The sequence below is a fragment of the Paraburkholderia sp. SECH4 genome (genome assembly GCF_030511745.1).
Classification (GTDB): Bacteria; Pseudomonadota; Gammaproteobacteria; order Burkholderiales; family Burkholderiaceae; genus Paraburkholderia; species Paraburkholderia madseniana.
Window position 1 is genome coordinate 423,763 of record NZ_JALOCP010000001.1, and the last position, 25,268, is coordinate 449,030.

The window sequence follows — 25,268 nt, forward strand, 5'->3', positions numbered from 1 at the left end:
TTTTGATAATAATTGACAGTATGTGATTGTCCGATTAGCACAATTAGAGAAATATAGAATGACGCACTTCGTTACCGTCTCCACGGCGACGATCCCACCCGAAGGGCAGGCAGCCGAATGGGCTCGCACAATTAGTGAGCGCTTCAGCGAATGCTTCGATAAACAGCGTCGCCGTACCGCCAGCGGCGAACCCTTTACCGGCAGGATCGGTTACGCACGTATTGGACAGATCCAGTTATGCCGACTTGCCGCGCAAGGACATCAGGTAGAAAACGCGCCGCGAAGCAGCAGTATTCACGCCAGCCACTACAAGATCACCCTCCAGCTTGAGGGTCACTCTGACTTTGAGCAGGATGGGTTGAGGGCGAGACTGTCCCCCGGACAGTGGGCCATCTACGATACGGCGAGACCGTATCTGATGAGCGCGCCACATTCCATTCACGTGGCCATCGCAACCATTCCGAAGGAACTCGTTCGCCTCACGCTCGCCGAGCGTTGTGCGCTCGTGCAGCCCCTGACTTCCCTTAGCGGCGCAGGCCGTCAACTTCGACAGTACATCGTTGATCGCCTGGACGAACTCGAAATCTCGGCGGGATGTGACGCGGTCGAAACCGCCCCGTCAATTGAATGGGAACTGGCAAGCCAGATCAAGGTTGCCCTGCAGGACCAGATTGCCGAAACGAGAAGGAACCTGCACCCGAGGATGCTACGGGCTCGCATCGTGGAATACATCGAACAGAACCTGTCCGATCCGGAACTCACCGTTGACCGGATCGCACACGACCTGCACTGTTCGAAACGTTATCTGCACACGGTATTCGATACCGCGGACAACACGCTCGGGCGCTACATTCTGCAACTGCGACTCACGAACGTCTGTCGTGCCTTCAGCAATCCATCGCTGCAACAGTGCTCGATCACCGAGCTTGCGATGAAGTGGGGCTTCGTCAGCCCCGGCCATTTCAGCCGAACCTTCAAGGAAACGTTCGGCATCACGCCCCGCGACTACAGGGCGAGCGTGGCTCAGTCGATACCCGCCTGCTGACACAGGATATGTGCCGCCATCCCGCCGTCGCACGGGATGTTCACCCCGCGTATCCAGCGACTCCCCTCGCCGCAAAGAAACACCACGAGAGGAGCAATATCCTCCGCTTGTCCCGCGCGCTCCAGGAGCCGCATATCCTCCTCGGCACGCTCGCCGAGTGTCTGCAGGAAATCCTGGTGAATCGGCGTTTCCACCGGCCCGGGGCTGACGGCATTCATGCGGATCCCACGCGCGCGCCACTGCCAGCGCCTCTGCAGCGTCCACGTGATCAAGGCTTCCTTCGACAGGAAATATGCGCGCGCATCGTCGACCCCGTGCTGCGTGCAGAACGTCGCGACATCGTCGAGGCTGTCGACGTCGAGCAAGGCGCGCACCTGGTCGACCTGCTCGGCCCAGCCGAAACCGGCCAGTGAGCCCAGATTGACGATCGACGCGCCGTCGTTGAGCTTCGGCAGCAGCGACAGCGTCAAACGACGCAGGCCGACGAAATTCACCTGCAACACCAGCGCGCCGCCCCTGGTCGGCGGCAGACCCGCGATATTGCACAGTGCGTCCACGCCGCCCTGAATTTCTCCCGCGACCGCATCGATCGAATCCGCGCGCGAGAGATCGGCGCGGATGAACTGATCACACAAACCTGCCGTCGGTTCGTTGCGATCGACCGCGATCACTTTCGCACCCAACGACTTCGCTTCTGCGGCGCACGCTGCGCCAATTCCCGAAGCTGCCCCAGTTATCACTATGGTTTTACCTTGCAACGACATGCTCGTCATCTCCTTGAGTTGTCTCCCTGGCACCAACTCTGCGGCACCGGATGGCCCAACTCTATTCGCAGAACAACGCTTACGTCTTGCCTGAAAGTGCAGTGTTGGCCCGGCAGCAAATCTCCCTGGCGAAATTGCACTGTCAGGCAAGAGATCTCGCTGCCGTTCCCGTACATTCGGCGCCACAGTGTATTTCCAATGGAGACATTTAACTTGAGATCTGTCCAGTTGCTCATTGGGGGACGTGCGCAGCCGGCCGCGTCCGGCGCCACATTCGCGCGCATCAACCCGCAATCGAATCAGGCCGTCACGGAAGCATCCGCAGCCTGCGCAGAAGGCGCCCGGCTTGCCGCGGATGCGGCAGAAGCCGCCTTTGCCCAATGGTCCCAGACCGGCCCGTCCGAGCGTCGCGCCAGGCTCTTGCGTGCCGCAGACCTGATGGAACAGCAGGAAGGCCAATTCGTCGAGATCATGCAGGCGGAAACCGGCGCGACGCGCGTCTGGGCCGAGCACAACGTGTTCGCCGCGGCCGCGATCCTGCGTGAAGCCGCGAGCATGACTACCCAGATCAGCGGCGAAGTCATTCCCTCCGATGAAGGCCGCCTGTCGTTCGCGGTGCGCCAGCCCGCCGGCGTGGTGCTCGGCATCGCGCCGTGGAACGCACCGATCGTGCTCGGCACGCGAGCCATCGCGATGCCGCTCGCCTGCGGCAACACGGTGGTACTGAAGGCCTCAGAACTGTGCCCGGCAACCCACGCGAAAATCGCCGAGGTGCTGGTCGAGGCCGGCCTCGGCAATGGCGTGGTCAACCTGATCACCCATGCACCCGCCGCAGCACGTGAAGTGGTCGGCGCGCTGATCGAGCATCCGGCCGTGCGGCGCATCAACTTCACGGGTTCCACCCGCGTCGGCCAGTTGATCGCCGAGCAGGCCGCGCGTGTGCTCAAGCCGGTCCTGCTCGAACTGGGCGGGAAGTCCCCGCTGATCGTGCTCGACGATGCCGACCTGGAACGCGCCGTTCAAGCCGCGGCATTCGGTGCGTTCTTCAATCAAGGGCAGATCTGCATGTCGACCGAGCGGATTGTCGTTACGCCCGGCATCGCCGCCGCGTTTGTGCGACGCCTTGGCGACAAGGCCAATAGCATCGCCGTCGGTGATCCGCGCGTGAGCGACGCGCCGCTCGGCGCACTGGCCAGCGCCGCGGCCGGCGCGCGCATCAACGAACTGATCGACGATGCACTGAGCAAGGGTGCCGCCCTGGTGGCGGGCGGCAAGGCCGAAGGCGTGTTTATGCCGGCAACGGTGCTCGACGGCGTCACCGCGGACATGCATATCTACCGTGAAGAGACCTTCGGCCCGATCGTCTGCGTGCTGCACGCCGACCACGACGACCACGCGGTGACGCTAGCCAACGACACGGAATTCGGCCTGTCCGCCGCCGTCTTCAGCCAGAACATCGAGCGCGCGTTCTCAGTCACGAAGCGCATCCGCTCGGGTATCTGCCACATCAACGGCGCGACCGTCAGCGACGAACCGCAGATGCCGTTTGGCGGCACCGGCCGCAGTGGTTACGGCCGCTTTGGCGGCAAGGCCGGGATCGCGGAGTTCACCGAGCTGCGCTGGATAACGGTGGCATCCGATGCACCGCACTTCCCGATCTGATCAGCGAATCGCCAGCGGGCGAGCGCCATCAAGCGTTCGCCCGATACAAAAATCAAGCAAGGAGATAAACATGAGTATTCACGCAACCGACGCACGGGCGCACGCGCTGCAGGCGGGATGGACCCGCTTCGATCACGGCGCCTTCGAATGCACGGTCGTCACCGATGGTCTCCTGCATCTCGGGCCGCCACGCACCACGTTTCCGGAGGCCGACGTCGAGGAACTCGACGATCTGCTGATCCGTGCCTTCCTGCCCACCGAATCGATTGCGCTCGATCAGAACGTCCTGCTCGTCAACACCGGCGAACAACTGATCCTGTTCGACACCGGCGTCGGCATCAATGCCGATCTCGGCGTCAAGACCTTCGGACCGCTGACCGGCCAGGTGATCGCCAACATGCGCGCCGCCGGCATCGAACCCGAGGCAATCGACATAGTGGCGCTCACCCATACGCACCCGGACCATTGCTGGGGACTCGTCGATGACGACGACCGCAAGCTGTTTCCGAACGCGCGCATCGTGGTGAGCCGTGCCGACGTCGACTACTGGACCAATCTCGACAATATCCGACCGTCGATGTCCGACCACATGAAGGATCACTTCTACGGCGCGCACAAGAACCTCGCGCCCTACCGCGATGTAATCAGCTTCATTGAGGATGGCCAGGAAATCGTGCCGGGCATCCGCGCGCATGCCACGCCGGGCCACAGCCCCGGCCATACGATCTATGAAATTTCCAGCGAAGGCCAGACGCTCGTTTGCTGGGGCGATCTGTGCCATCACCAGGTGCTGCTGCTGCAACGCCCCGACTGGGCATTCCTGTTCGACTACGACAGTTCAGCCGCCGCGGCGACCCGCGTGAAGGTCCTCGACTGGATCGAGAAGAGTGAATACCAGGTGCTGTCGTATCACTTTCCTTTCCCGGGACGCGGCCATCTGCGGCGCAACGGCGGTGGCTACGACTGGTTGCCCTCGCCAATCCAGCTCGAACGCGCCTGAGCGCACCCTCATCCACATTACGGTCATCGCATCATGAACACACCCTACCGTTGCACCTGCGGCCTGATCGACGTACACGCCCACTGCCTGCCGCCCGCCTACCGCAAGGCGCTCGACGCAGCCGGCCTCGCCACGCTCGACGGCGGTTATCCGGTTCCCGAATGGACGCCGGAAAAAGCCACCGCAGTGATGGCGGAAAACGGCATCGATACCATGATGCTGTCGGTGTCCTCGCCGAGCGTCAGTTTCCTGCCCACGCGGGAAGCGCGCGTGCGTCTCGCGCGCACCATCAACGAAGATATCGCGCAGTTGCGGCGCGATCATCCCGGCAGCTTTGGCGGCTTCATGACCTTGCCGCTGCCGTACGTCGCCGAATCGCTGGCCGAGATCGACTACGCCTTCGACGAGCTCGATCTCGACGGCATCGTCATCGAAACCAATAGCGACGGCAAATATCTCGGCGACCCGTCGCTCGCGCCGATCTTCGACCGGCTCAACGAACGAAAGGCCACCATCTTCCTGCATCCGACCGCGCCGGCCTGCTTCTCGGCGGTCGGCCTGGGACGACCTGCGCCGCTCTTCGAATTCCCGTGCGACACGGCACGTACGGTGATCGACCTGGTGTTCTCGAACACCTTCAAGCGCTGCCCCGACATCAAGCTGATCCTGCCGCACGCGGGCGGCGTCCTGCCTGCGATCGCACACCGGATCGCACTGCTGTCACCCATGCCCGTGATGAAACCGCAGCCCAAGGCATCGGAAGAAGTGATTGCCGAATTCAAGGGTCTGTATTACGACCTCGCGATGTCCGCGAATCAGCCGGGTTTCGACGTGCTGCGCACGCTCGCGCCGATCTCGCAGATCCTCGTCGGCACGGATTTCCCGTTCCAGCCGGCCGCCAACGTGGCACGGAATATTGACAGCTTCCGCCGCCTCGAAGGCATCGATGCAGACGAGCACGAGGCGATCGCGCGCAATAACGCACTGCGCCTGTTTCCGCATTTCGCCGCGCGCCCGGCGAGCTGACGCGTTGCGTTCTTAAGCCATATCCGTCGTTCCTTGAAGTTGACGTATCCGCGGCGCCTGGATCGCTCCTGGCGTAGCGGAGGGTTTGTCGCGCCCGCGGCAGCCCGACACCGTACGAATGACGTCCCTCGGCGCGCCATTCGCACAGCAGAAAAAAGCGGCACCGATAGCCGACCCAGACACATAGGAGACAAACATGAATACCGTACTGGTAGACGATCTCATTGACGAGCGGCCCTTCGGCCTGTTCCAGGCCAGCATCTTCGCCATCTGCTTCCTGATCGCCCTGATGGACGGCGCCAACGTCCAGGTCATGGGTCTGAGCGCGCCCCTCATGGCCGTCGATCTGAAACTCACGCCGGCCCAGCTCGGCCCGCTCTTCGCCGGCTCCGAATTCGGCTTCATGATGGGCGCGCTGCTGCTCGGTCCGCTCGCAGATCGGATCGGCCGCAAGACCGTACTGGTTGCGTGTGCCTGGCTGTTCGGGCTGGCCTCGCTCGGCACCGTTGCCGCACCCGGCTTCGCGGCGCTGCTCACATTGCGCGTCGTGACCGGCATCGGACTCGGTGGCGCGGCGCCATGCCTCGTGAGCCTCGCAACCGAATACGTGTCGCAGCGCTACCGCGGACGGGTAGCTTCGCTGCTCTGGGCCGCGATGCCGGCCGGCGGCGTCATTGCCGGCTTCGCGGCAAGCGTCGTGATTCCTCAGTACGGCTGGAAGTCGATGTTCTACCTGAGCGGCATCGTGCCCATCGTCGCCGCGATCCTGGTGCTGCTCTTCGTTCCCGAATCGGTGCGGCTGCTGATCCTGTCCAACGCGCCGCAGCAGCGCATCGAGCGCATCATCAGGCGGCTCGCTCCGTCGCGTTCGTTCGGAGACGCGGTGCGTTACGCCACGCACGAGCATCAGGAAAAGGGGCTGCCGGTCAAACATCTCTTCATGGACGGCCGCGCGCCGTTCACCGCATTGCTCTGGCTCGCCTTCTTCCTCAACTTCCTCGCCTTGATCGCGACCCTGGCCTGGACCAGCACGCTGCTGCGCAGCGCTGCCATGCCGGTGGCAGACGCAGCGACGGTGATTGGCTGGAACAACGTGGGCGGAACCATAGGCGTTGCGATAGCCGGCGCTGTGATGGAACGGCTCGGCACCTATCGCTTCCTTGCACTGATCTACACCGTCGGCGCGATCGCGCTGGCCTTGACCGGCATCTGCGCGCCGCACACTGCTTCGGTCGCGCTGTGCTCGGGTCTGACCGGCCTGTTCGTGGGCGGCGCCACCTCGGGTCTGATCGCGATCGCGACGATCGCCTATCCGACCGCGATCCGCTCGACCGGTGTGGGCTGGGGACTCGCGGCCGGACGTTTCGGTGGCGCATCCGGTCCGGTCGTGGTCGGAGCTCTCGTCGCCGCCGGGTTCCCGGTCGCCCAGACCTTCATCGTGATCGCAGCTCCTGTGCTCGGTGCAGCACTGGTGATGCTGATGATGGGACGCCTCAACACCGTGCATGCAACGGATCGCGCCGAATTTGCCGCGCATTGAATCAAGGCCAGGGGACGAAGCCCCTGGCCAGCACCGATCAAACAAAAACAAGCGATATCCAGGAGACAAACATGTTCAAGCGAACGCTACTCATCTGCACCGCGCTGCTCGCATGCGACCAGGCATCGGCACAGGGCAGCATGACCATCTTCGGCATGATGGATGCCGGCATCACGTACGTGAACAATTCAGGCGGAAAGAACAAGTTCTTCTTCGACGACGGCAACTATTATCCCAACATGCTGGGCTTCCTCGGGCAGGAAGATCTTGGTGGTGGAACCAAAGCCGTGTTCGAACTCGTGAACCAGTTTTCACTCGCCAACGGCTCGACCATTCCTGACGCAGACGGGCTCTTCAACAGGACAGCCTACGTTGGCCTCGACAGCGGCACGCTCGGACGATTGACGTTCGGTACCCAGTATGACTTCATGAAGGACCAATTGCTCGAGTACGACGCGTCGCTCTATACAGGCGGTTTCTACAATTTTCGCGACGGCCCGTTTCAGGCGCTGAAGATCCCCAGCAACGCGACCGGATCATGGGATTTCGATCGCGTCGGCGGATCGTCGCGCGTGTCCAACTCCGTCAGGTACCGGTCTATCGACTATGGCGGATTTTCATTTGGCCTGATGTACGGCTTCGGCAACGTAGCCGGCGCCGTATCGACCGATAACACGGTCAGTGCAGCGCTGGAGTATAAGCGTGGCGGGTTCGGCATCGCCGCGGCCTACACCGACGTCAAATACCCGCAAATGGATAACGGCCATGAGGGGATTCGCAACTGGGGAGTCGGCACCAAGTACGACATCGGCAAAGTCCTCGCCAATGTCCTCTACACCAATACCCGAAACACCCTCACGGGTGCGGAGATCAATGCGATACAGCTCGGGGCAAACTGGCGTATCACCCCGGAATGGTCACTCGGTGGGAATTACCAATACATGAAGGGAAACGCCGAACTCTCCAGCAACAAGGCCCATGAAGTCACAGCATCGGTGATGTACTGGCTGTCGAAGCGGACAACCCTTTACGCGGAGGGCATCTACCAGCGCGCGATCGGCGGCAACGGTCCGGCAACGGCGTGGATCAACGGATTGCTCGCACCCTCCAGCACCGGTTCACAGATCCTGGCGCGAATCGGAATGGCGACCACTTTCTAGCCACCCGGGGCCATGCGCCCCGCCAGGCGCTAGAGCCAGCCCGCAGTCCGCGGGCCGCTGCGCACCGACACACGACCATCACGCATGACCCCATGAACAGAACGACCGTCGCCGATCCAGACCTTACCCAGGCGTGCCTGAACGGGCAGCACACCCTCACGGGCAGCGGGGGGCGAGGTCTGCGCACCCTCCTCGCCGCCTCGGGGCCTGCCGTCATCGCCTCCGTGGCCTACCTGGACCCAGGCAACATCATCACCAACCTGCAGGCAGGCGCACGATACGGCGACACCCTCCTGTGGGTCGTCCTCCTTGCCAGTATCGTTGCAATGCTGTTCCAGTCCATGTCAGCCAGGCTCGGAATCGCCACAGGACGCAATCTTGCCGAGATCTGTCGCGATGCGCTGCCGCGCCGCTACGCCATTGCCCTGTGGTTGTTCTGCGAAGCGGCCGCCATGGCCACGGATCTCGCCGAGGTACTCGGTGGCGCCATCGGCATATCTCTGCTTCTGCACATAACGCTGTTCGACGGGATGGTGATCACGATCATCGCGACCTATGCCCTCCTGCAACTCGAAAAGCGCGGATTCCGCCCGCTAGAACTCGTGATCGCCGGTTTCGTTGGCGTCATAGGGATGGCATACCTGGCCGAACTGACGATCATGCCGGTGAACTGGTCGTCCGTCTGGCGGCACTCCTTGCCTTCGCGCTTCGCCGATCACGGCGCGCTCAACCCTGCGGTCGGCATCGTCGGGGCCAGACAACGGCCCGTGCCACAGGGCTCACTTGAATACAGGATCCAGGTTAAGTGCAATGCTGTCGCCGAACGATTCAACCTGCCACCGGCCAAGATAGTCGTTATAGCTCACATGTACCAGTTGCACCGGCGAATTGGCCACCTTGACCCAGTAAGGACCGGCAAGGCCCGGTAGTGTGTCACGCCAGGCTTGTGCTCCCGCACCTCGTTGGGGTGCGGCCGCAAAGACTGTGTTCATATCCGTCATTTCCACCTCATTTCATTCATCGGGGCGATTGCGCCCTATCTCACCCAGCAAGACATCCCGGCACGCCAGCAACCTCTCCACGATTCGTGGTCGTCCGGCTGCCGCGACACGGACTGCCGGAGCCGGAACGGATACCGCAAAGCGCCCGAGGATGGTATCAACGCCGACAGCAAGGGACACAACACCGGGCGTCGTTTCGTTGTCGTCGACCGCATAGCCGATGCGCCTCACACGCTTCAGTTCCTTCAGTAGTTCGCCGCTGTCCGTCCCCTTGGCGTCTGGCAGTTGAAGCAGCATCAACGCCTCCTCGTCCGCACCGAGCGCCAGTAACGCCCTCCCGCCCGCCGTGGTCGCGAGCGGCAGGTTCGCCCCGACACGCGGCACCACACGCAGTTCCTGCTCGGCTACCACCACGTGAATGAACGCCAGCTCGCGGCCGCTGATCCGGCCGAGCGCCACCGTTTCACCAATATCGTCGCTCAGCGACTGCAGGTGCGGGGCCGCCACGGCTACCACGTCGGTATGCGGTTTGCCGACAAGCCGCAGGAACGCCGGCCCGAGCCGCACGCCATCAGCGCGCCCGGTGCGCACGAGCTCCTCGTCAGCCAGCGCCTTCACGATGCGCTGGATCGTGGAACGGGTAGATCACCCGCCTTCGCGATCGGCCCGACGCTCAGCCTGCCGGTCTTCGAAGGCGGACGACTGCGTGCCCAACTGAAGCTGCGTGAGGCACAGCAGCAGGAGGCCGCGCTCGCGTATCAGCGTACGGTGCTTGGCGCTTGGAACGAGATCGACAACACGCTCTCCGCGCTCTCGACGGAGCAGCAGCGGCGCACGAGTCTCGCGGCGAACGTTGCGCAAAGCGACCATGCCTTGCAGCTCTCGACGTCGCGCTACCAGGCCGGCGCCGACACCCGGCTCGATGCGCTCGCAGCGCAGCGAACCCTGCTCGCGGCAAAGCTCGAATGGATACGCAGCGATGCGGACGTATCGCTGAACGCAATACGTCTGTACAAGGCGCTTGGCGGTGGTTGGGAAGGTGCGGGCGACACCCCGCTCGCCGCGCGCTGACGAATCACGCTGTTGCGTCACATCACCGATGCAACAGCTCGCCTTTCCTTGATCGACCGAGGGGTATCGCACGATTGCTGCTCTAATTTTCCCGACCAGAACAGGGATGGGTCTGCCATGGGAGACGGACTTACCAGGAAATCCGTGATGGGCTAGCTGATGGGCTGAAAAAGAAAAAGCCCCGTAAGTCGTTGAACTTACGGGGCCTTGTCACCGCTTTTGGCGGAGACGGAGGGATTCGAACCCTCGATCCAGGTTTTGGCCCAGATGCTCCCTTAGCAGGGGAGTGCCTTCGACCTCTCGGCCACGTCTCCCAAACTTTCGGTTGCGCAGGGAGTCAGCGCAACGAAGCCAAGATAATAGCGGGCCGAACCGCGAAGGTCAATGTCTGCCGCACATTTTTTGTGCCAGCTTTGTCACTGACGACGCAATTAATTGACATTAACTTGCGTCACATTAGCCGGGCGTACCGCACACATTCAGAGATGAGGTGCTCTTGTACACCCCACCCCGCACAGCAAATTACGCTTGATCCAGTTCGAACGCCTTATGCAGCGCGCGCACGGCGAGCTCCATGTACTTCTCGTCGATCAGCACCGAAATCTTGATTTCGGAGGTCGAGATCATCTGGATGTTGATGCCCTCTTCCGACAACGTGCGGAACATCGTGCTCGCGATACCCACGTGCGAACGCATGCCGACGCCGACCACCGATACCTTCGACACCTTCGGATCGCCCAGCACCTGCTCAGCCTGCACATGGCCCTTCACCTGGCCGGTGAGGATGTCCATGGCGCGCTGATAATCGCCGCGGCCGACCGTGAACGTAAAGGCCGTTTTGCCTTCGACGCTCTGGTTCTGGATGATCATGTCGACGTCGATATTCGCGTCCGCCACCGGGCCGAGAATCTGATACGCGATGCCCGGCTTGTCGGGCACACCCATCACGGCGATACGAGCTTCGTCGCGCTGAAACGCGATGCCTGAGATGACTGCTTTTTCCATGGTCTCGTCTTCTTCAAAAGTAATCAGGGTGCCCGACTTCATTTCAGTGTCGAGCGGGATCAGCGGATCGGTCAGGCTCGACAGCACACGCGTCTTCACCTGATATTTGCCGGCGAATTCCACCGAGCGGATCTGCAGCACCTTGGAACCCAGGCTTGCCATTTCCAGCATTTCTTCAAACGTCACGCGATCGAGGCGGCGTGCTTCTTCCACCACGCGCGGGTCGGTCGTGTAGACGCCGTCGACGTCCGTGTAAATCAGGCACTCGTCGGCCTTCAATGCGGCAGCGACTGCAACAGCCGACGTATCCGAACCGCCGCGGCCGAGCGTGGTGATGTGGCCGTCAGGGTCGATACCCTGGAAGCCGGTGATCACCACTACTTTGCCCGCTTCGAGATCGCGCAGCACGCGCTCGCCGTCGATTTCGCTGATGCGCGCTTTCGTGAACGCGCTATCCGTTTTGACCGGCACTTGCCAGCCGGCATAGCTGACCGCGTCGACGCCGGCTTCCTGCAGCGCGATGGCCAGCAGTCCCGAGCTGACCTGCTCGCCGGTAGCGGCAATCATGTCGAGTTCGCGCGGGCTCGGCTGGCTCGTGATTTCTTTCGCGAGACCGAGCAAGCGGTTGGTTTCGCCGGACATTGCCGACGGCACGACGACCATCTTGTGGCCGGCCTTATGCCATTTCGCGACGCGCTTGGCGACGTTCTTGATGCGCTCGACCGAGCCCATCGAGGTGCCGCCGTATTTATGTACGATGAGTGCCATTGTCGTTCTGAACTGGAGGAGAAAACGCGCTGGCGCGCTGGAGACGACCGCACAAAAGCACAGGAGCGCAACGTCTTGTGAACGACGGCAAAGTGTGTGGCGGCGTAGATGCAGCGCGCGTGTAACACGCGCGGATTTGCCCGGGAATGATCGCTAGTGGCTTACCGGAAACGACGGATCACGCACGGAAACCGCAAAAGCGACGGCGAAATCGGGTCGGGCAAACAAGTTAAATTACCCGATCGAGCGCAAAAAGACAAGCCGAAATGGCCGTCGAATGATCCATATTACCGGCTGAAAAGGCGTATCCGGCGCGGTTTTGCGCCCTATTCCGGAGATTCACCGGATAGATAACCCGCCTGTCCGACTGGTCGGTCAGGCGATCAGCAGGTCGTCGCGCCAGATGATCCTGACACGCGGCTCGGCCGCATCGACCTGCTCGGGCAACGCTGTGCGGTTCAGGCCGAGCAAGGGCACGAACAGCAGGTCGCCGCCTACGTAAAGCAGCGGCACGTCACGCTTCCATGCCGGAATGCCGCGCTCCTGGAACAGGTTCTTCAGCGTGCGGCTCGGGCTGCCTGGTGCAGCGCTCGTACGCATCCGTTCGCCGCCACTGCGCGAACGCGCGCTTAGCAATGCCCGGCGCAGAACGCTGACGGGAAGCGTATCGTGATCGTCTGACGCTCCATCGACAATGCCGGAGGCATCGCCATCGGCAGCGGAATCGACATCAGAAGCGGCGGCGACAGCGACTGCGACAAACACAAAGGTGCCCCGCCATTGCGGCAAACGCCAGATCGCTTCACCCTGCCATGCGAGTTCGCTCACTGCGCGCTCAGCGAGCGCGGTTTCATCGGCGGGCTCACTGCTATCGCCCGCTTCCCAGTAGATCAAGCCGCGATAACTGCGCAACGCTTGCCCTGCATGATCGATACGCAGGCTATGGCCCTCGCCGGCTTCCCCGACTTCGCGCAACTGCCGCAAAACGTCGGTCAGACGCGCGGTCGATGCAGCAGCCAGACCCAGTGTGCGCATCCAGTAGCGCAGCAGGTTGAGCGCGCGATCGTCGTCGAGGGCGAGCAGCACATCATGCGATAGCGCGCGGCCATCATCGCGCACGGCTTCGTCCAGATCGATGCGCGCGAGATCGTCGAGCAGACGCTGCGCCGATGCCGCATGCGCGGCGGTGCGCGCGAGTGCGTCGCGAAAACCAGGAAAGTGGACGGCCAGCGCCGGTGTCACCTCGTGACGCAATGCGTTGCGCGCGTAACGGGTGTCCGCGTTCGATTCGTCGTCGATCCAGCGCAGATTCCGGGCGCTCGCATACTGCTCGAGTTGCGCTCGCAGCAGATGCAGCAAAGGCCTCACGCGCACCGAGGAGGCGCCTGCCGGCAAGTACTCGGGCGCCATCGCCGCAAGTCCCGCGAGGCCCGCGCCGCGCAGCAATTGCAATAGCACCGTCTCCGCCTGGTCATCCGCATGTTGCGCGAGCCATAGCGTGGGAACGGCGCGTGCTGCGCACATTGCGTCCAGCGCACGGTAACGCGCATCGCGCGCCGCGGCCTCGACACTCACACCCGCGTCACGCGGCACCTCGACACGCTGTGCCGCGAATTCAACGCCACGTTCCTGCGCAAATGCTTCGCAATGCGCGAGCCACTCGTCGGCATGCGCGCTGAGTCCATGATGCACATGCAGCGCGACACAACGCGACGCCCCCGCGACACGCACCACCGCATCCAGCAGCACACTCGAATCGACGCCACCGCTGAACGCCACCGCAATGCGCGCATTCGCAGGCAACGCGGACAGCGCAACGCCGACCGCCTCGAGAACGAGGCGGTCGGCGGGCGATTCGGCGGTGGGAGTCACGTCGCTAGCGCGTTACGCGCTGAAGGACGAAAGAGAACGCGCGCGGGCTTACGCACCCGGCGTCGTTTCCTTGAACTTGCCGTACGACATCAACCGTTCGAAACGGCGTTGACGCAGGTCGTTGATGCTCATGCCCTGGAACTGGCGCAGCGAGTCGGCGAGTGCACGGCGCAGCATCGCGGCCATGCCCTTCGGATCGCGATGCGCGCCACCGAGCGGCTCGTTGACGATCTTGTCGATCAGGCCGAGCGCCTTGAGACGATGCGCGGTCAGGCCGAGCGCTTCCGCGGCTTCCGGCGCTTTCGCTGCGCTCTTCCACAGGATCGACGCGCACCCTTCCGGCGAAATCACCGAATAGGTCGAGAACTGCAGCATCAGCACGCTGTCGCCGACGGCAATCGCAAGCGCGCCGCCCGAACCGCCTTCACCGATGATCGTGGCGATCAGCGGCGTCTTGAGTTCAGCCATCACGTACAGATTGCGACCGATCGCTTCCGACTGGCCGCGCTCTTCCGCGCCGATGCCCGGATAGGCGCCCGGCGTGTCGATGAACGTGAAGATCGGCAAGCCGAACTTCTCGGCGAGACGCATCAGGCGTTCGGCCTTGCGATAGCCTTCCGGACGCGGCATGCCGAAGTTGCGCAGCGCGCGCTCCTTCGTATCACGACCCTTCTGATGGCCGATCACCATGCACGCCTGGCCGTTGAAACGCGCGAGGCCGCCGACGATCGACAGGTCGTCCGCATAGTTGCGGTCGCCGTGCAGCTCGTGGAAATCGGTGAACAGCTCGTTCACGTAATCGAACGTGTACGGGCGTTGGGGGTGACGGGCGATTTGCGAAACCTGCCACGGGGTGAGGTTCGCGTACAGATCTTTGGTGAGCTGTTGACTCTTCTTGGACAGCCGCTCGATCTCTTCCGAAATATCGACGGCCGAATCGTCCTGCACGAAGCGCAATTCTTCGATCTTCGCTTCGAGTTCAGCGATCGGCTGTTCGAAATCCAGAAAGGTGGTCTTCATTGGTTGTAATCCTTGGACTTACCGGCAGCGCGTATTCTAACCGCGCTCGCCGATGTCAAAACCATTTCTCAACTATCGATTTTTAACAATTGATAGCTTTTCAAACGGCATCGCTTCTTTTGCTTTAGTAGTCGACCGGCAACGGATCGAGACTACGCCACATATACCAGGTGGCGACAGTGCGCCACGGCTCCCAGTTTGCCGCGACCTCACGCGCTTCACTGCGCGTAACCGGTTCGCCGCTGAAGTAATTGACGCTGATCGCGCGGATCAGGCCGAGATCGTCAAGCGGCAGCACGTCCGGGCGCGACAGATTGAAGATCAGGAACATTTCCGCGGTCCAGCGGCCAATGCCGCGGATCTGCGTGAGTTCGGCGATCACCGCCTCGTCGTCCATCGAGGTCCACTTGCCGACGTGCAACGCGCCCGACACGAAGTGCTGCGCGAGATCGAGGACGTATTCGGCCTTGCGCCTGGACAACCCGCACGCGGTCAGCTTGTCCTGACCGAGCTTGATGAACTGCTGCGGCACGAGCTTCGGACACGCCGCCTCGACTTTCGCCCAGACCGCCTGCGCGGACGCTACCGAAATCTGCTGCCCGACCACCGAACGCGCGAGCGTGACGAACGGATCGCCACGGCTTAGCAGATGCACCGGGCCGAACTTCGGGATCAGTTTCTTCAGGATACGGTCGCGCTTGACGAGGTCCGCGCACGCCTTGTCCCAATACGCCGGACGGGTGACTTCAGGCGTGAGGCCGCCGATCTGCGCCGGCACCGCGAGTTCAGCAACATCCGCGGCTTCCCCGCCCGCACTCGATGACGCGCGCGTCTTGCGAACGACTTCGCCTTCGTGAGTATCTCGCGCGAATTCTCGCACGTCGCCTGCGAGTTCGGCAGGCAACGCGCCATTGCTTTTTGCACGCGAGGTTTTGGCACGCGTCGAAACAGGCGCGTGCGCCGACGAGCCGTTCAGCGCGCGCTTGACGGTGGTCTTCTTCGCCGCCCCGGTCGTTGCCGTTGCTGCTGCACCCGCCGCGGCACGCGCGCCTGCCTTCGCCGCCACCCCGGCGGCTTTCGATGATGCATTCTTTACCGCGCTGCCGCCCGCGCGAGCCGACGTTCGTGTCGACTTTACCGCGGTTGCCGCGTTTGTTTGAGACGTGGCTCGTTTAGCCGGCGTCTTCGTGGCCGTTGCCATCCTGCCTCCTGCCTGGCGAGTCGATCAGAGGGAAGTACGAGGTGCGCTCACACGCGCCGCCACTCGGTCAACCCGCCGGGTTTGTCTTCAAGTGCAACGCCGGCCTCGAGCAATTCTGCCCGGATCCGGTCTGCTGCTGCATAGTCTTTCGCCTGCTTGGCGGCCACGCGCGCGGCGATCTTCGCTTCGATCGCGGCGGCGTCGAGCGCGCCTTCCGCGGCGGCGCCCGCAGCCCGCTGCAGGTATGCACGCGGCTCCCGGCCGAGCAAGCCGATCACAGCGCTCAGCGAGCGCAATTGACGGGCCAGCGCGGGATCGCGCGTGCGGTTCACTTCAGTTGCCAACTCGAACAACACCGACACTGCAACCGGCGTGTTGAAGTCGTCGTTCATTGCTGCCTGGAAACGCTGCGCATGCGCTTCGTTCCAGTCGAGTTCCGCACCGTCCGGCGTGACGTCTTTCAGCGCGGTGTACAAACGCGTCAGCGCACTGCGGGCGTCGTCGATATGCACGTCGCTGTAATTCAACGGCGAGCGATAGTGTGCGCGCGCGATGAAAAAACGCACGACCTCGGCATCGTACTGCGCCAATACTTCGCGAATCGTAAAGAAGTTGTTCAACGACTTCGACATCTTCTCATTGTCGATCTGTACGTAGCCGTTGTGCATCCAGTAATTGACGAAGGTTTGTCCGGTCGCAGCTTCGCTTTGCGCAATCTCGTTCTCGTGGTGCGGAAACTGCAGGTCCTGACCGCCGCCGTGAATGTCGAAATGCTCGCCGAGCAACGTGCAGCCCATTGCCGAGCATTCGATATGCCAGCCGGGGCGGCCGCGCCCGTACTTCGACTCCCAGCCAGTGTCGGCCGGTTCGTCCGGCTTCGCCTGTTTCCACAGCACGAAGTCGAGCGGGTCCTGCTTCGACTCGTTCGCGGCGACGCGTTCGCCGGCGCGCAGATCTTCGAGCGACTTGCCCGACAGCTTGCCGTAGCCCGCGAACTTGCGCACCGCATAGTTCACGTCGCCGTCGGCCGCCTGATAGGCGTAACCGTTCACCTCGAGCTTCTCGATCATGCCGAGCATCTGCGGGATGAAATCGGTGGCGCGTGGTTCCAGATCGGGCCGCTCGATACCGAGCGCATCCGCATCTTCATGCAAGGCTTTGATGAAGCGATCGGTCAACGATTTGATCGTTTCGCCGTTCTCCACTGCGCGCCGGATGATCTTGTCGTCGATATCCGTGATGTTGCGCACGTAGGTGACGTCGTAGCCGAGCGTGCGCAACCACCGCTGCACGATGTCGAACACGACCATCACCCGTGCATGACCGACGTGACAATAGTCGTACACGGTCATCCCGCAGACGTACATCCGCACGACGCCATCCTGCAGCGGCACGAAAGTTTGCTTGTCACGCGCGAGCGTGTTGTAGATGCGCAGTGATTCCATAGAGAACGGTGCGTGGGCCGAAAGAAATCCGCAATGTGTTTCGTGCTGTTTCGTGCATGAGGCGCCCCGCGAGAAGACGGCGGGTGCGTTCTGTGTACTGCAACACGCACAGCAGCAAACCGGTGCACCTGGTGCGGCGGTCAGGCTGCGTTCAAGGCGGAGACGACCACGAGTGGCGAAAAGACAGTTTGCGGTTCGACGGAACGCGCAGACCTTTTGTTAGAATGGGTCGGAGTATAACATCCAGACCCGAGCCTATGAAACCTTCCAGCGGCCGCGCGCGCAGCGCTGCGACCCTCGCCGCGACGGCATTCTGCGCCGTCGCCCTCACGGTCTTGCCGGGTGCTGCCGCGTACGCGCAGAAAGGCGCCGCGACCATGCCGCAGGGCCCCGCCGTGCGTGACAACACGCCGGAAATCGACGCGTCGATTGCGCAGAAGAACTGGGAAGCCTCGCTCACCCAGCTCGACGCGCGCATCGCCTCGAATCCGCACGACGCGCAAGCCAGGTTCAAGCGCGCCACCGTGCTCGCCCACCTGAATCGCGACGACGAAGCCATCACCGCGTTCACCGAACTCACGCAGCTGTATCCGGAACTGCCCGAACCGTATAACAACCTGGCCGCGCTCTATGCGAAGCACGGCCGTTATGCCGAGGCACGCGCCGCGCTCGAAACCGCGACCAAGGTGAATCCTGGCTACGGTCTCGCGTACGAGAATCTCGGCGATCTGTATCTGCGCATGGCGAACGAAGCCTACCGTCGCGCCCAGGGCCTCGGCAAAGCAAGCGCCACGACCACGCAGCGCCTCGCCGACATCCAGAAGATCGTTTCGCCGCCCAAGGGCAGCGCGCCGGCGAAAAAAGCCGCGGCGCCTGCCGAGGCCAGCGCCGCGCGCCCCACCGCGGACATGACACAAACACCGAGCTTCCAGTACGGCGGCGCAAATGGCTCGCTCGCCATGCCGCCCTACATGGCGCCGTCGCAGTAACACCGTCACCGTTTTCGGCAACACGTTTTTTCCAACCCTGAGGATCTTCATGAAATGGTTGATGTTGGCGCTCGGCAGCGCCGCCCTGATCGCAAACGCCCCCGCCTTTGCCCAGTCCGGTTCGCAGGCCGCGCACCCGTCCGTCCTCTTCAAGACCACGGAAGGCGACATCCGCGTCGAGTTGTATCCTGAGAAGGCGCCGAAAACGGTCGCCAACTTCCTCGACTACGTGAAGTCCGGCCAGTACAGCGGCACGATTTTCCATCGCGTGATTCGCGGCTTCATGATTCAGGGCGGCGGTTATACGCAGAGCTTCGCTGAGAAGCCCACGCGCGCGCCGATTCCGCTCGAAAGCCGCAACGGTCTGAAGAACGCCGCCGGCACGCTCGCCATGGCGCGCACCAGCGATCCGAATTCGGCCACGGCGCAGTTCTTCATCAACACGGTGGATAACGCCGGCCTCGACTATCCGAATCCGGACGGCAACGGCTACGCGGTGTTCGGCAAGGTCACGAGCGGCATGGACGTCGTGAAGAAGATCGAAGGCACGGCCACCACCACACGCGGCCCGATGAGCGACGTGCCGCAAAAACCGATCGTGATCGAATCGGCCACGGTGGTCGGCAAGTAAGCAATAGAGCAGGAAGCAGCACCAGGCACGCTGCACAGGAAATCAACCCAATCTACGCCCCCGGCGCGGCCCGTCGTCATCTCACTTCATGACGAACGGCCGCGCCTTTTACCCACCCCGTTCATCAAAGGATTCCATCATGGTTGAACTGCATACAAACCACGGCGTCATCAAACTCGAACTGGACGCTGAAAAGGCGCCGAAGTCGGTTGAGAACTTCCTCAACTACGTGAAGGCCGGTCACTACGACAACACGGTGTTCCACCGCGTGATCGACGGCTTCATGATTCAGGGCGGCGGTTTCGAACCCGGCATGAAGCAGAAGCCGACGGCTGAGCCGATCACCAACGAAGCGAACAACGGCCTGAAGAATGTCAACGGCTCGATCGCGATGGCTCGCACGAACGACCCGCACTCGGCAACCGCGCAATTCTTCATCAACGTGAACGACAACGACTTCCTGAACCACTCGTCGCCGACGCCGCAGGGCTGGGGCTATGCGGTGTTCGGCAAGGTGGTCGACGGCATGGACATCGTCGAGAAGATCAAGAAGGTCAAGACGGGTTCGAAGGGCTTCCATCAGGACGTGCCGGCCGACGACGTCGTGATCGAAAAAGCAGTGATCGTCGACTAAGCGTCCGATAAGGGCCAACGCGTTTGAACTGACATCAGGCACCTTCAATGCTGCAAGAAACACCGCTGCGAAGCGTCGCCGCGGGCGTGCCTGGCGAGGGCAAACGCCCGCACGCCGCACGCCCGTTTTTTCTCCTCTCCGATATTCATCTGAGCGAGGCGATTCCGCACACGGTCGCCGCGTTCGAACACTTCGTCCGCGTCACGGCCGAGCAGGCGGATTCGGTTTTCATTCTCGGCGATCTGTTCGAGTACTGGATCGGCGACGACATGCTCGTCGAGCCGTTCGTCGCGCGGATGGCGGCGTTGCTGCATACGCTGTCGGAACGCGGTATCGCGCTCTACATCATGCACGGCAATCGCGATTTTCTGCTCGGCAAGCGCTTCATGAAAGCGGCCGGCGCGATCTGGTTGCCCGATCCGTTCGTGATCACCGCGTTCGGCACGCGGATCGTGCTCGCGCACGGTGACGGCCTCTGCACCGCGGATCGCGGCTATCAATTTTTCCGGCGCTTTGCGCGCATCCGTTTCGCGCAGATGCTGTTTCTCGCGTGGCCGTTTCGCTGGCGTCAGGCGCTTGCGGAAAACATGCGCTCGAAAAGCGAGCAAGGCCGTTCGCGTCCGGTTTCGCCAAAGTATGACGTGACGCCGAAAGCCGTCGCTGCGTTATTCAAGTCGTCGAAAACGGCCACGATCATTCATGGGCATACGCATCGTCCGGCGCGGCATCGCGAGCCGGGCGGCACGCGCTGGGTGTTGCCGGATTGGGATCTCGATCACGGCGAGCGCCGTGGCGGTTATCTGCGGATCGATGCGGAAGGGATTCGGGCGTTGCCGCTGAACTGACTAGCGCTCCGCCACCGCGCCTTCCACCTTTCCTGCAATCGCGGCCGACAGGCGCCGCAGATCGAGCAGCGCCGCGTCGGCGCCTTGCAAGCCTTCCAGACTGGTTCCCAGCCGCTCCAGCGCGTCGACGATTTCGTCGATACGCTTCGATTGCGTGGCAGCGTGGTCGATCAGACCGTGAATCGCCAGCGATACCGGATCGTCCGCATTCGGCGTGATGCCGTAGGCGCAGAATGCGCTCTTTTCCGACACTGCCTTCGACTCACGCGCTGCGCCATTTGCCGATGCGCTCGCCGTGGCTACCACGGCGGCGGCTGCCGGGACAATGATCCGCGCCGGATTACCCACCGCCGTGCCACGCGCCGGCACAGGCTTCGTGACCACTGCATTCGAGCCGATCTTCGCGTCCGCGCCGATCGTAAAACCGCCAAGCACCTTCGCCCCGGCACCGACGATCACCCCGCGTTCAAGCGTGGGATGCCGTTTCGCCCCCCGCGTGAGCGACGTGCCGCCAAGCGTCACGCCCTGATAGATCGTGCAGTCGTCGCCGACTTGCGCCGTCTCGCCAATCACGACGCCCATGCCGTGATCGATGAACACACGGCGGCCCAGCGTAGCGCCCGGATGGATTTCGATGCCGGTCATGAAACGCGCCATCTGCGAGATGAAACGCGCGAGCCAGCGGCGTTTAGCCTGCCAGCATGCGTGCGCGAGCCGGTGCAGCACGAGCGCGTGCAGACCCGGATAACACGTGATGACTTCCCAGGCGCTGCGGGCGGCGGGATCGCGCTCGCGGATCGTGGCGATGTCTTCGCGGAGTCTCGTGAACATGGCAGGGACTAGGTTGTGGGGAAAAAGACCGCCTGCGTGAAACACCACGCACGGCGGATGCTTGCCGCATAGCAGATCGGCAGCTTTGCTTAGAACGGTTCGAGCGATTGTAGGGCGATTGCGCGAAACCTGCCGGAAGCCCACGCTGCCGGCAAGGTCGTAGATTGATGGGCACGCAGCCCTTAGGACGCGTCGTCGCCCGGCGGTTTGGTCTTCAGCAGAATATGCTTGGCGATGCCGCGCACGATATTCACTTCCTCGCGCTCCAGACCGGAACGCGCGAACAGGCGCCGCAAGCGGGACATCAATTTCTTCGGATTGGCCGGATCGAGAAACTCGAGCGCGACCAGCGCGCTTTCCAGATGCGCGTACATGCTTTCGATTTCGTCGCTTGCCGCCCGCGTGCCGACCGGCTCGCCCTGCCCGGCGACCGCTTGAGCCACCGCGGATGCTGCAGCCGTTGCCTCGCCCGCGGACAGATACGCCGTGCGCAATTCATACGCCAACACCTGCACGGCCTGCGCAAGATTGAGCGAACTGTAGGCGGGATTGGCCGGAATATGCGCGAGCGCGCTGCAGCGCTCGACATCCTCGTTCGACAGGCCCGTGCGCTCGTTGCCGAACACCAGCGCGATCTCGCCATGTATTGCCTGCTCGCGCGCGGCGCCCGCCGCGGCACGCGGCGTCCATTGCGGCGGCCCGTATTCGCGCAGCCGGGCGGTCAGTGCAATCGACCAATGCACGCCGCTCAACGCATCGGCAAGCGTCGGTACGACGTGCGCGGACGCCAGCACGTCGTCAGCGCCGCTCGCCATGGCGATGGCTTCCGGATCGCTTTGCACGTGCGGCACACGTGGCGACACCAGCACGAGGCGCGAGAAACCCATGGTTTTCAGCGCGCGCGCCGCGGCGCCGACGTTGCCGGGATGGCTGGGCTCGACGAGCACAAAGCGCGTCGACGTAAAACCGCCGCGCAGGTCCGCCACGGCGGGATCGGAAGAATGGTGGGTGTGGTCCACGATGAAACTCGGCAAGCTAAAGAACGCGTATGGTAGCGCCAACAGTGCATCGGCTCCGAATTGCGCGTGTCCGCCGCGCTAAAGCCGCGCAACTGGCCCGTCGCACGCCATGCCGGGGCAGCAAGCGCTGCCGCGGCGCCCCGACTCAGGTAAAATACCAATATTCGCGCCAGGTTTTCTCCTGTGAAAGGTCCGGCGCCTCGTTCTTATCCAATTCGTCTCCGTCGGCGGAATGCGCACCCGGTCCTTTACCGGACGTGCGTTCCGTGCTGTTTCCGCGCCCTTTGATGGCGCTCAATTAGCGCTCATCCCGCGCTCATTTACCGGTAAGCAGCCGTGCTGCCCCGGCACAAGGATCCAGTCTCATGCATCCCATGCTCAATATTGCTGTGAAGGCCGCGCGCCGCGCAGCCCAGATCATCAACCGCGCGTCGCTCGACCTCGATCTGCTCCAGGTCAGCAAGAAACAGCACAACGATTTCGTCACGGAGGTCGACAAAGCGTCTGAAGCAGCGATCATCGATACGCTCAAGACAGCCTACCCCGATCACGCCATCCTCGCCGAAGAATCCGGCAAGTCGGACAACGACTCCGAATATCAGTGGATCATCGATCCGCTCGACGGCACCACCAATTTCATCCACGGCTTCCCGTACTACTGCGTGTCGATCGCACTTGCGCACAAGGGCATCGTGACGCAGTCGGTGGTCTACGATCCGACCCGCAACGACCTGTTCACCGCCTCGCGCGGCCGCGGCGCGTTCCTGAACGACCGCCGCATCCGCGTCGCCAAGCGCGACCGCCTGGCTGACGGCCTGATCGGCACCGGCTTCCCGTTCCGCGAAAAGGACGGCCTCGAAGCGTACGGCCGCCAGTTCGCTGAAATGACCGAAGCCTGTGCCGGCCTGCGCCGCCCGGGCGCCGCCGCGCTCGATCTGGCGAATGTTGCCGCGGGCCGTATGGACGGCTTCTTCGAGCAAGGCCTGAATCCGTGGGACGTCGCCGCAGGCAGCCTGCTGATCACGGAAGCCGGCGGTCTGGTCGGCAATTACACGGGCGACTCGGACTTCCTGCACGTCGGCGAAATCGTCGCGGGCAATCCGAAGGTCTACGCGCAGATGATCCCGATCCTGTCGCGCTACAGCCGCACGCGCCAGCAATCGGCTTAAGGTTCAGGTCTCAGGTCTGGACTGGCCGGCTCGGTGCCGGCATCGGTAATACAGCATCGGTAATACCTAAAGCGGCTTCGGCCGCTTTTTCGTTGGCCCGCCTGCACCCGGCGGGCGTTCGTGCTACAAAGCGGAAGGCCGCGCCGGCACGCACGATCGCCGGCTGCGTTTTGCGCGCTTCTTGCAGCGCCCTGCTTCGCGTCAGATTTCCGCGCAGCTTCCGATCCGCTTCATGAAAAAAGGCTTCTACACAATCATCGCGGCGCAGTTCATTTCGTCGCTCGCGGACAATGCCCTGCTGATCGCCGCCATCGCCCTGCTATCGGTGATCCGTTCGGCCGCCTGGGTCACGCCGCTGCTGCAGATGTTCTTCACTATCTCCTACGTGTTGCTCGCCCCCTTCGTCGGCGCGTTCGCCGACGCGTTGCAAAAGCGGCACGTCATGTTCGTCTCCAACGCGCTCAAGGCGAGCGGTTGCCTGATGATGATCGCCGGCGTCCATCCGATGATTGCGTACGGCGTGGTCGGCTTTGGCGCGGCCGCGTATTCGCCGGCCAAGTACGGCATTCTCACCGAGCTCCTGCCCGCGGACAAACTCGTCAAGGCGAACGCGTGGCTCGAATCGGCCACCGTCCTGTCGACCATTGTCGGCACGATGGTCGGCGGCGCATTGATCAGCACCCTCGCCGACCGGTTCGTCGCGCATGCGCATCTGCCGCTGATCCGCTCTTCCGCCGATCTGGCGATGTTCGCGGTGATGGTCACGTATGCCATCGCGGCGGCGGTCAACATCTTCATTCCCGACACCGGCGCGCGTTATCCGAACCGTTTGAACGAGCCGAAGGAACTGGTCGGCGACTTCTATCATTGCTTCAACGTGTTGTGGGCCGACAAGCTCGCGCAGATCGCGCTGTGGGTCACGACGCTGATGTGGGGTGGCGCGGTCACGCTGCAATTGCTGGTGCTCAAGTGGGCGAACGTGAACCTTGGCCTGTCGCTGTCGAAGGCGGCGGTGATGCAAGGCGTGACGGGGCTCGGCATCGCCGTCGGCGCGGCGGCCGCGGCGGCGCTGATTCCATTGCGCAATTCGCTGCGCGTGCTGCCGATCGGCATCCTCACCGGCGCGGTCGCGATCGCTGTGGCGTTCTACAACCGGGACCTGTTTCCGGCGGGCGCCGGCATCCGTATCGGCTCATACGTGCTGCCGATCTACATCCTGCTCGCCTATCCGCTGATGATCCTGCTCGGCGCGCTCTCCGGCTTTTTTATCGTGCCGATGAACGCGATCCTCCAGCATCGTGGCGCGACCTTGCTCTCCGCGGGGCATTCGATCGCGGTGCAGAATTTCAACCAGAATCTGGCCGTGCTGCTGATGCTCGGGGCCTACGCGATACTGCTCACCGCGAAGATGCCCGCGCAATGGATCATTGTGGTGTTCGGCAGCTTCATCACGTTCATGATGTGGCTCGCAAAGCGGCGCAGCGCTGTGAATGAGCGCACGGTGGATATGCGGGCGCTCGTTGAAGAATGATGGCATGGCGAGAATCAGAATCGCCCGGGTGGCGTGAGA

24 protein-coding genes and 1 tRNA gene are annotated in these 25,268 nt (G+C 62.8%); 14 read left to right on the forward strand and 11 right to left on the reverse strand.

Annotated elements, in window-relative coordinates; translation table 11 throughout:
• Positions 1–58: 58 nt before the first annotated feature.
• Entirely contained in the window at positions 59–1,045 is a 987-nt protein-coding gene (locus M0D67_RS01805) for an AraC family transcriptional regulator (protein ID WP_154567382.1), read from the forward strand.
• On the opposite strand, the gene M0D67_RS01810 is transcribed toward M0D67_RS01805, so the two are convergent.
• Positions 1,024–1,809: a coniferyl-alcohol dehydrogenase gene (locus M0D67_RS01810; protein WP_154567383.1), complete on the reverse strand. Its 786-nt coding sequence runs from the start codon at positions 1,807–1,809 to the stop codon at positions 1,024–1,026. The genes M0D67_RS01805 and M0D67_RS01810 overlap by 22 nt on opposite strands.
• Before the next feature lie 213 nt (positions 1,810–2,022).
• Here M0D67_RS01810 and M0D67_RS01815 point away from each other — a divergent pair, with 213 nt between their 5' ends.
• The 6 genes from M0D67_RS01815 to M0D67_RS01840 all read left to right on the forward strand — a co-directional run bounded on the left by M0D67_RS01815 (position 2,023) and on the right by M0D67_RS01840 (position 9,126).
• Positions 2,023–3,471: an aldehyde dehydrogenase gene (locus tag M0D67_RS01815; protein ID WP_216674136.1), complete on the forward strand. Its 1,449-nt coding sequence runs from the start codon at positions 2,023–2,025 to the stop codon at positions 3,469–3,471.
• Between the two features lie 70 nt (positions 3,472–3,541).
• Complete coding sequence (locus M0D67_RS01820; RefSeq protein WP_154565089.1) at positions 3,542–4,471, forward strand: MBL fold metallo-hydrolase; 930 nt, start codon at positions 3,542–3,544, stop codon at positions 4,469–4,471.
• Positions 4,472–4,504: 33 nt separating this feature from the next.
• Positions 4,505–5,497 carry an amidohydrolase family protein gene (locus tag M0D67_RS01825; RefSeq protein ID WP_154565091.1) on the forward strand — a complete coding sequence of 331 codons (993 nt, stop codon included), beginning with the start codon at positions 4,505–4,507 and terminating at the stop codon, positions 5,495–5,497.
• Between the two features lie 196 nt (positions 5,498–5,693).
• Positions 5,694–7,037, forward strand: coding sequence for an MFS transporter (locus tag M0D67_RS01830; RefSeq protein ID WP_154565093.1), 1,344 nt, complete (start codon positions 5,694–5,696; stop codon positions 7,035–7,037).
• On the forward strand, positions 7,034–8,197 hold the full coding sequence (locus tag M0D67_RS01835) for a porin (RefSeq protein WP_266237024.1): 1,164 nt from the start codon (positions 7,034–7,036) through the stop codon (positions 8,195–8,197). Before M0D67_RS01830 ends, M0D67_RS01835 begins: the two co-directional genes overlap by 4 nt.
• A 92-nt stretch (positions 8,198–8,289) precedes the next feature.
• A complete protein-coding gene (locus M0D67_RS01840; RefSeq protein WP_154565095.1) occupies positions 8,290–9,126 on the forward strand; it encodes an Nramp family divalent metal transporter in 837 nt (278 codons plus the stop codon).
• Positions 9,127–9,210: 84 nt separating this feature from the next.
• Here M0D67_RS01840 and M0D67_RS01845 read toward each other — a convergent pair whose 3' ends face one another.
• Entirely contained in the window at positions 9,211–9,705 is a 495-nt protein-coding gene (locus tag M0D67_RS01845; RefSeq protein ID WP_166618270.1) for an IclR family transcriptional regulator C-terminal domain-containing protein, read from the reverse strand.
• Between the two features lie 15 nt (positions 9,706–9,720).
• On the opposite strand from M0D67_RS01845, the gene M0D67_RS01850 reads away from it, so the two are divergent.
• Positions 9,721–10,269, forward strand: a complete 549-nt coding sequence (locus M0D67_RS01850) for a TolC family protein (protein WP_154565099.1) — start codon at positions 9,721–9,723, stop codon at positions 10,267–10,269.
• Between the two features lie 220 nt (positions 10,270–10,489).
• Here M0D67_RS01850 and M0D67_RS01855 read toward each other — a convergent pair.
• The 6 genes from M0D67_RS01855 to cysS all read right to left on the reverse strand — a co-directional run bounded on the left by M0D67_RS01855 (position 10,490) and on the right by cysS (position 17,580).
• Positions 10,490–10,583, reverse strand: a tRNA-Ser gene (locus M0D67_RS01855).
• 208 nt (positions 10,584–10,791) lie between these two features.
• On the reverse strand, positions 10,792–12,042 hold the full coding sequence (locus M0D67_RS01860; protein ID WP_154565101.1) for an aspartate kinase: 1,251 nt from the start codon (positions 12,040–12,042) through the stop codon (positions 10,792–10,794).
• A 375-nt stretch (positions 12,043–12,417) separates the two neighbouring features.
• Positions 12,418–13,914, reverse strand: coding sequence for a tRNA lysidine(34) synthetase TilS (gene tilS / locus M0D67_RS01865; RefSeq protein WP_168435888.1), 1,497 nt, complete (start codon positions 13,912–13,914; stop codon positions 12,418–12,420).
• A gap of 48 nt (positions 13,915–13,962) precedes the next feature.
• Positions 13,963–14,934 (reverse strand): acetyl-CoA carboxylase carboxyltransferase subunit alpha, encoded by a 972-nt coding sequence (locus M0D67_RS01870; protein ID WP_007181378.1) that lies wholly within the window; start codon positions 14,932–14,934, stop codon positions 13,963–13,965.
• 124 nt (positions 14,935–15,058) lie between these two features.
• A complete protein-coding gene (locus M0D67_RS01875) occupies positions 15,059–16,135 on the reverse strand; it encodes a DNA-3-methyladenine glycosylase (protein ID WP_154565103.1) in 1,077 nt (358 codons plus the stop codon).
• A 47-nt stretch (positions 16,136–16,182) separates the two neighbouring features.
• Positions 16,183–17,580, reverse strand: a complete 1,398-nt coding sequence (cysS, locus tag M0D67_RS01880) for a cysteine--tRNA ligase (RefSeq protein ID WP_154565105.1) — start codon at positions 17,578–17,580, stop codon at positions 16,183–16,185.
• A gap of 257 nt (positions 17,581–17,837) precedes the next feature.
• Between cysS and M0D67_RS01885 the strand changes: the two genes are divergently transcribed.
• From M0D67_RS01885 to M0D67_RS01900, 4 genes are all read left to right on the forward strand, one after another.
• Positions 17,838–18,569, forward strand: a complete 732-nt coding sequence (locus M0D67_RS01885; protein ID WP_154565107.1) for a tetratricopeptide repeat protein — start codon at positions 17,838–17,840, stop codon at positions 18,567–18,569.
• Between the two features lie 49 nt (positions 18,570–18,618).
• A complete protein-coding gene (locus M0D67_RS01890) occupies positions 18,619–19,200 on the forward strand; it encodes a peptidylprolyl isomerase (protein ID WP_097389655.1) in 582 nt (193 codons plus the stop codon).
• Between the two features lie 139 nt (positions 19,201–19,339).
• On the forward strand, positions 19,340–19,834 hold the full coding sequence (locus tag M0D67_RS01895; protein ID WP_054041841.1) for a peptidylprolyl isomerase: 495 nt from the start codon (positions 19,340–19,342) through the stop codon (positions 19,832–19,834).
• A gap of 47 nt (positions 19,835–19,881) precedes the next feature.
• Positions 19,882–20,679 (forward strand): UDP-2,3-diacylglucosamine diphosphatase, encoded by a 798-nt coding sequence (locus tag M0D67_RS01900; protein ID WP_154565109.1) that lies wholly within the window; start codon positions 19,882–19,884, stop codon positions 20,677–20,679.
• On the opposite strand, the gene cysE is transcribed toward M0D67_RS01900, so the two are convergent.
• The 3 genes from cysE to M0D67_RS01915 all read right to left on the reverse strand — a co-directional run bounded on the left by cysE (position 20,680) and on the right by M0D67_RS01915 (position 22,827).
• Positions 20,680–21,510 (reverse strand): serine O-acetyltransferase, encoded by an 831-nt coding sequence (gene cysE / locus M0D67_RS01905; RefSeq protein WP_171925487.1) that lies wholly within the window; start codon positions 21,508–21,510, stop codon positions 20,680–20,682.
• 182 nt (positions 21,511–21,692) lie between these two features.
• Positions 21,693–22,529 carry an RNA methyltransferase gene (locus M0D67_RS01910; protein WP_168435889.1) on the reverse strand — a complete coding sequence of 279 codons (837 nt, stop codon included), beginning with the start codon at positions 22,527–22,529 and terminating at the stop codon, positions 21,693–21,695.
• 145 nt (positions 22,530–22,674) lie between these two features.
• The gene (locus tag M0D67_RS01915) at positions 22,675–22,827 is read right to left on the reverse strand and encodes a hypothetical protein (protein WP_154565113.1); all 153 of its coding nucleotides are present in this window, start codon (positions 22,825–22,827) and stop codon (positions 22,675–22,677) included.
• Positions 22,828–22,894: 67 nt separating this feature from the next.
• Here M0D67_RS01915 and M0D67_RS01920 point away from each other — a divergent pair, with 67 nt between their 5' ends.
• Both M0D67_RS01920 and lplT read left to right on the forward strand, forming a co-directional pair.
• Positions 22,895–23,698: an inositol monophosphatase family protein gene (locus tag M0D67_RS01920; protein WP_154565115.1), complete on the forward strand. Its 804-nt coding sequence runs from the start codon at positions 22,895–22,897 to the stop codon at positions 23,696–23,698.
• A 232-nt stretch (positions 23,699–23,930) separates the two neighbouring features.
• The gene (lplT, locus tag M0D67_RS01925) at positions 23,931–25,229 is read left to right on the forward strand and encodes a lysophospholipid transporter LplT (RefSeq protein ID WP_154565117.1); all 1,299 of its coding nucleotides are present in this window, start codon (positions 23,931–23,933) and stop codon (positions 25,227–25,229) included.
• Positions 25,230–25,268 lie beyond the last annotated feature (39 nt).

Bases quoted from the DNA above. Each gene is read 5' to 3' on its own strand.
- M0D67_RS01805 (WP_154567382.1), top strand. From the start codon at position 59: ATGACGCACTTCGTTACCGTCTCCACGGCGACGATCCCACCCGAAGGG.
- M0D67_RS01810 (WP_154567383.1), bottom strand. From the start codon at position 1,809: ATGTCGTTGCAAGGTAAAACCATAGTGATAACTGGGGCAGCTTCGGGA.
- M0D67_RS01820 (WP_154565089.1), top strand. From the start codon at position 3,542: ATGAGTATTCACGCAACCGACGCACGGGCGCACGCGCTGCAGGCGGGA.
- M0D67_RS01825 (WP_154565091.1), top strand. From the start codon at position 4,505: ATGAACACACCCTACCGTTGCACCTGCGGCCTGATCGACGTACACGCC.
- M0D67_RS01830 (WP_154565093.1), top strand. From the start codon at position 5,694: ATGAATACCGTACTGGTAGACGATCTCATTGACGAGCGGCCCTTCGGC.
- M0D67_RS01840 (WP_154565095.1), top strand. From the start codon at position 8,290: ATGAACAGAACGACCGTCGCCGATCCAGACCTTACCCAGGCGTGCCTG.
- M0D67_RS01850 (WP_154565099.1), top strand. From the start codon at position 9,721: ATGCGGTTTGCCGACAAGCCGCAGGAACGCCGGCCCGAGCCGCACGCC.
- M0D67_RS01860 (WP_154565101.1), bottom strand. From the start codon at position 12,042: ATGGCACTCATCGTACATAAATACGGCGGCACCTCGATGGGCTCGGTC.
- M0D67_RS01870 (WP_007181378.1), bottom strand. From the start codon at position 14,934: ATGAAGACCACCTTTCTGGATTTCGAACAGCCGATCGCTGAACTCGAA.
- M0D67_RS01875 (WP_154565103.1), bottom strand. From the start codon at position 16,135: ATGGCAACGGCCACGAAGACGCCGGCTAAACGAGCCACGTCTCAAACA.
- cysS (WP_154565105.1), bottom strand. From the start codon at position 17,580: ATGGAATCACTGCGCATCTACAACACGCTCGCGCGTGACAAGCAAACT.
- M0D67_RS01885 (WP_154565107.1), top strand. From the start codon at position 17,838: ATGAAACCTTCCAGCGGCCGCGCGCGCAGCGCTGCGACCCTCGCCGCG.
- M0D67_RS01890 (WP_097389655.1), top strand. From the start codon at position 18,619: ATGAAATGGTTGATGTTGGCGCTCGGCAGCGCCGCCCTGATCGCAAAC.
- M0D67_RS01895 (WP_054041841.1), top strand. From the start codon at position 19,340: ATGGTTGAACTGCATACAAACCACGGCGTCATCAAACTCGAACTGGAC.
- M0D67_RS01900 (WP_154565109.1), top strand. From the start codon at position 19,882: ATGCTGCAAGAAACACCGCTGCGAAGCGTCGCCGCGGGCGTGCCTGGC.
- cysE (WP_171925487.1), bottom strand. From the start codon at position 21,510: ATGTTCACGAGACTCCGCGAAGACATCGCCACGATCCGCGAGCGCGAT.
- M0D67_RS01920 (WP_154565115.1), top strand. From the start codon at position 22,895: ATGCATCCCATGCTCAATATTGCTGTGAAGGCCGCGCGCCGCGCAGCC.
- lplT (WP_154565117.1), top strand. From the start codon at position 23,931: ATGAAAAAAGGCTTCTACACAATCATCGCGGCGCAGTTCATTTCGTCG.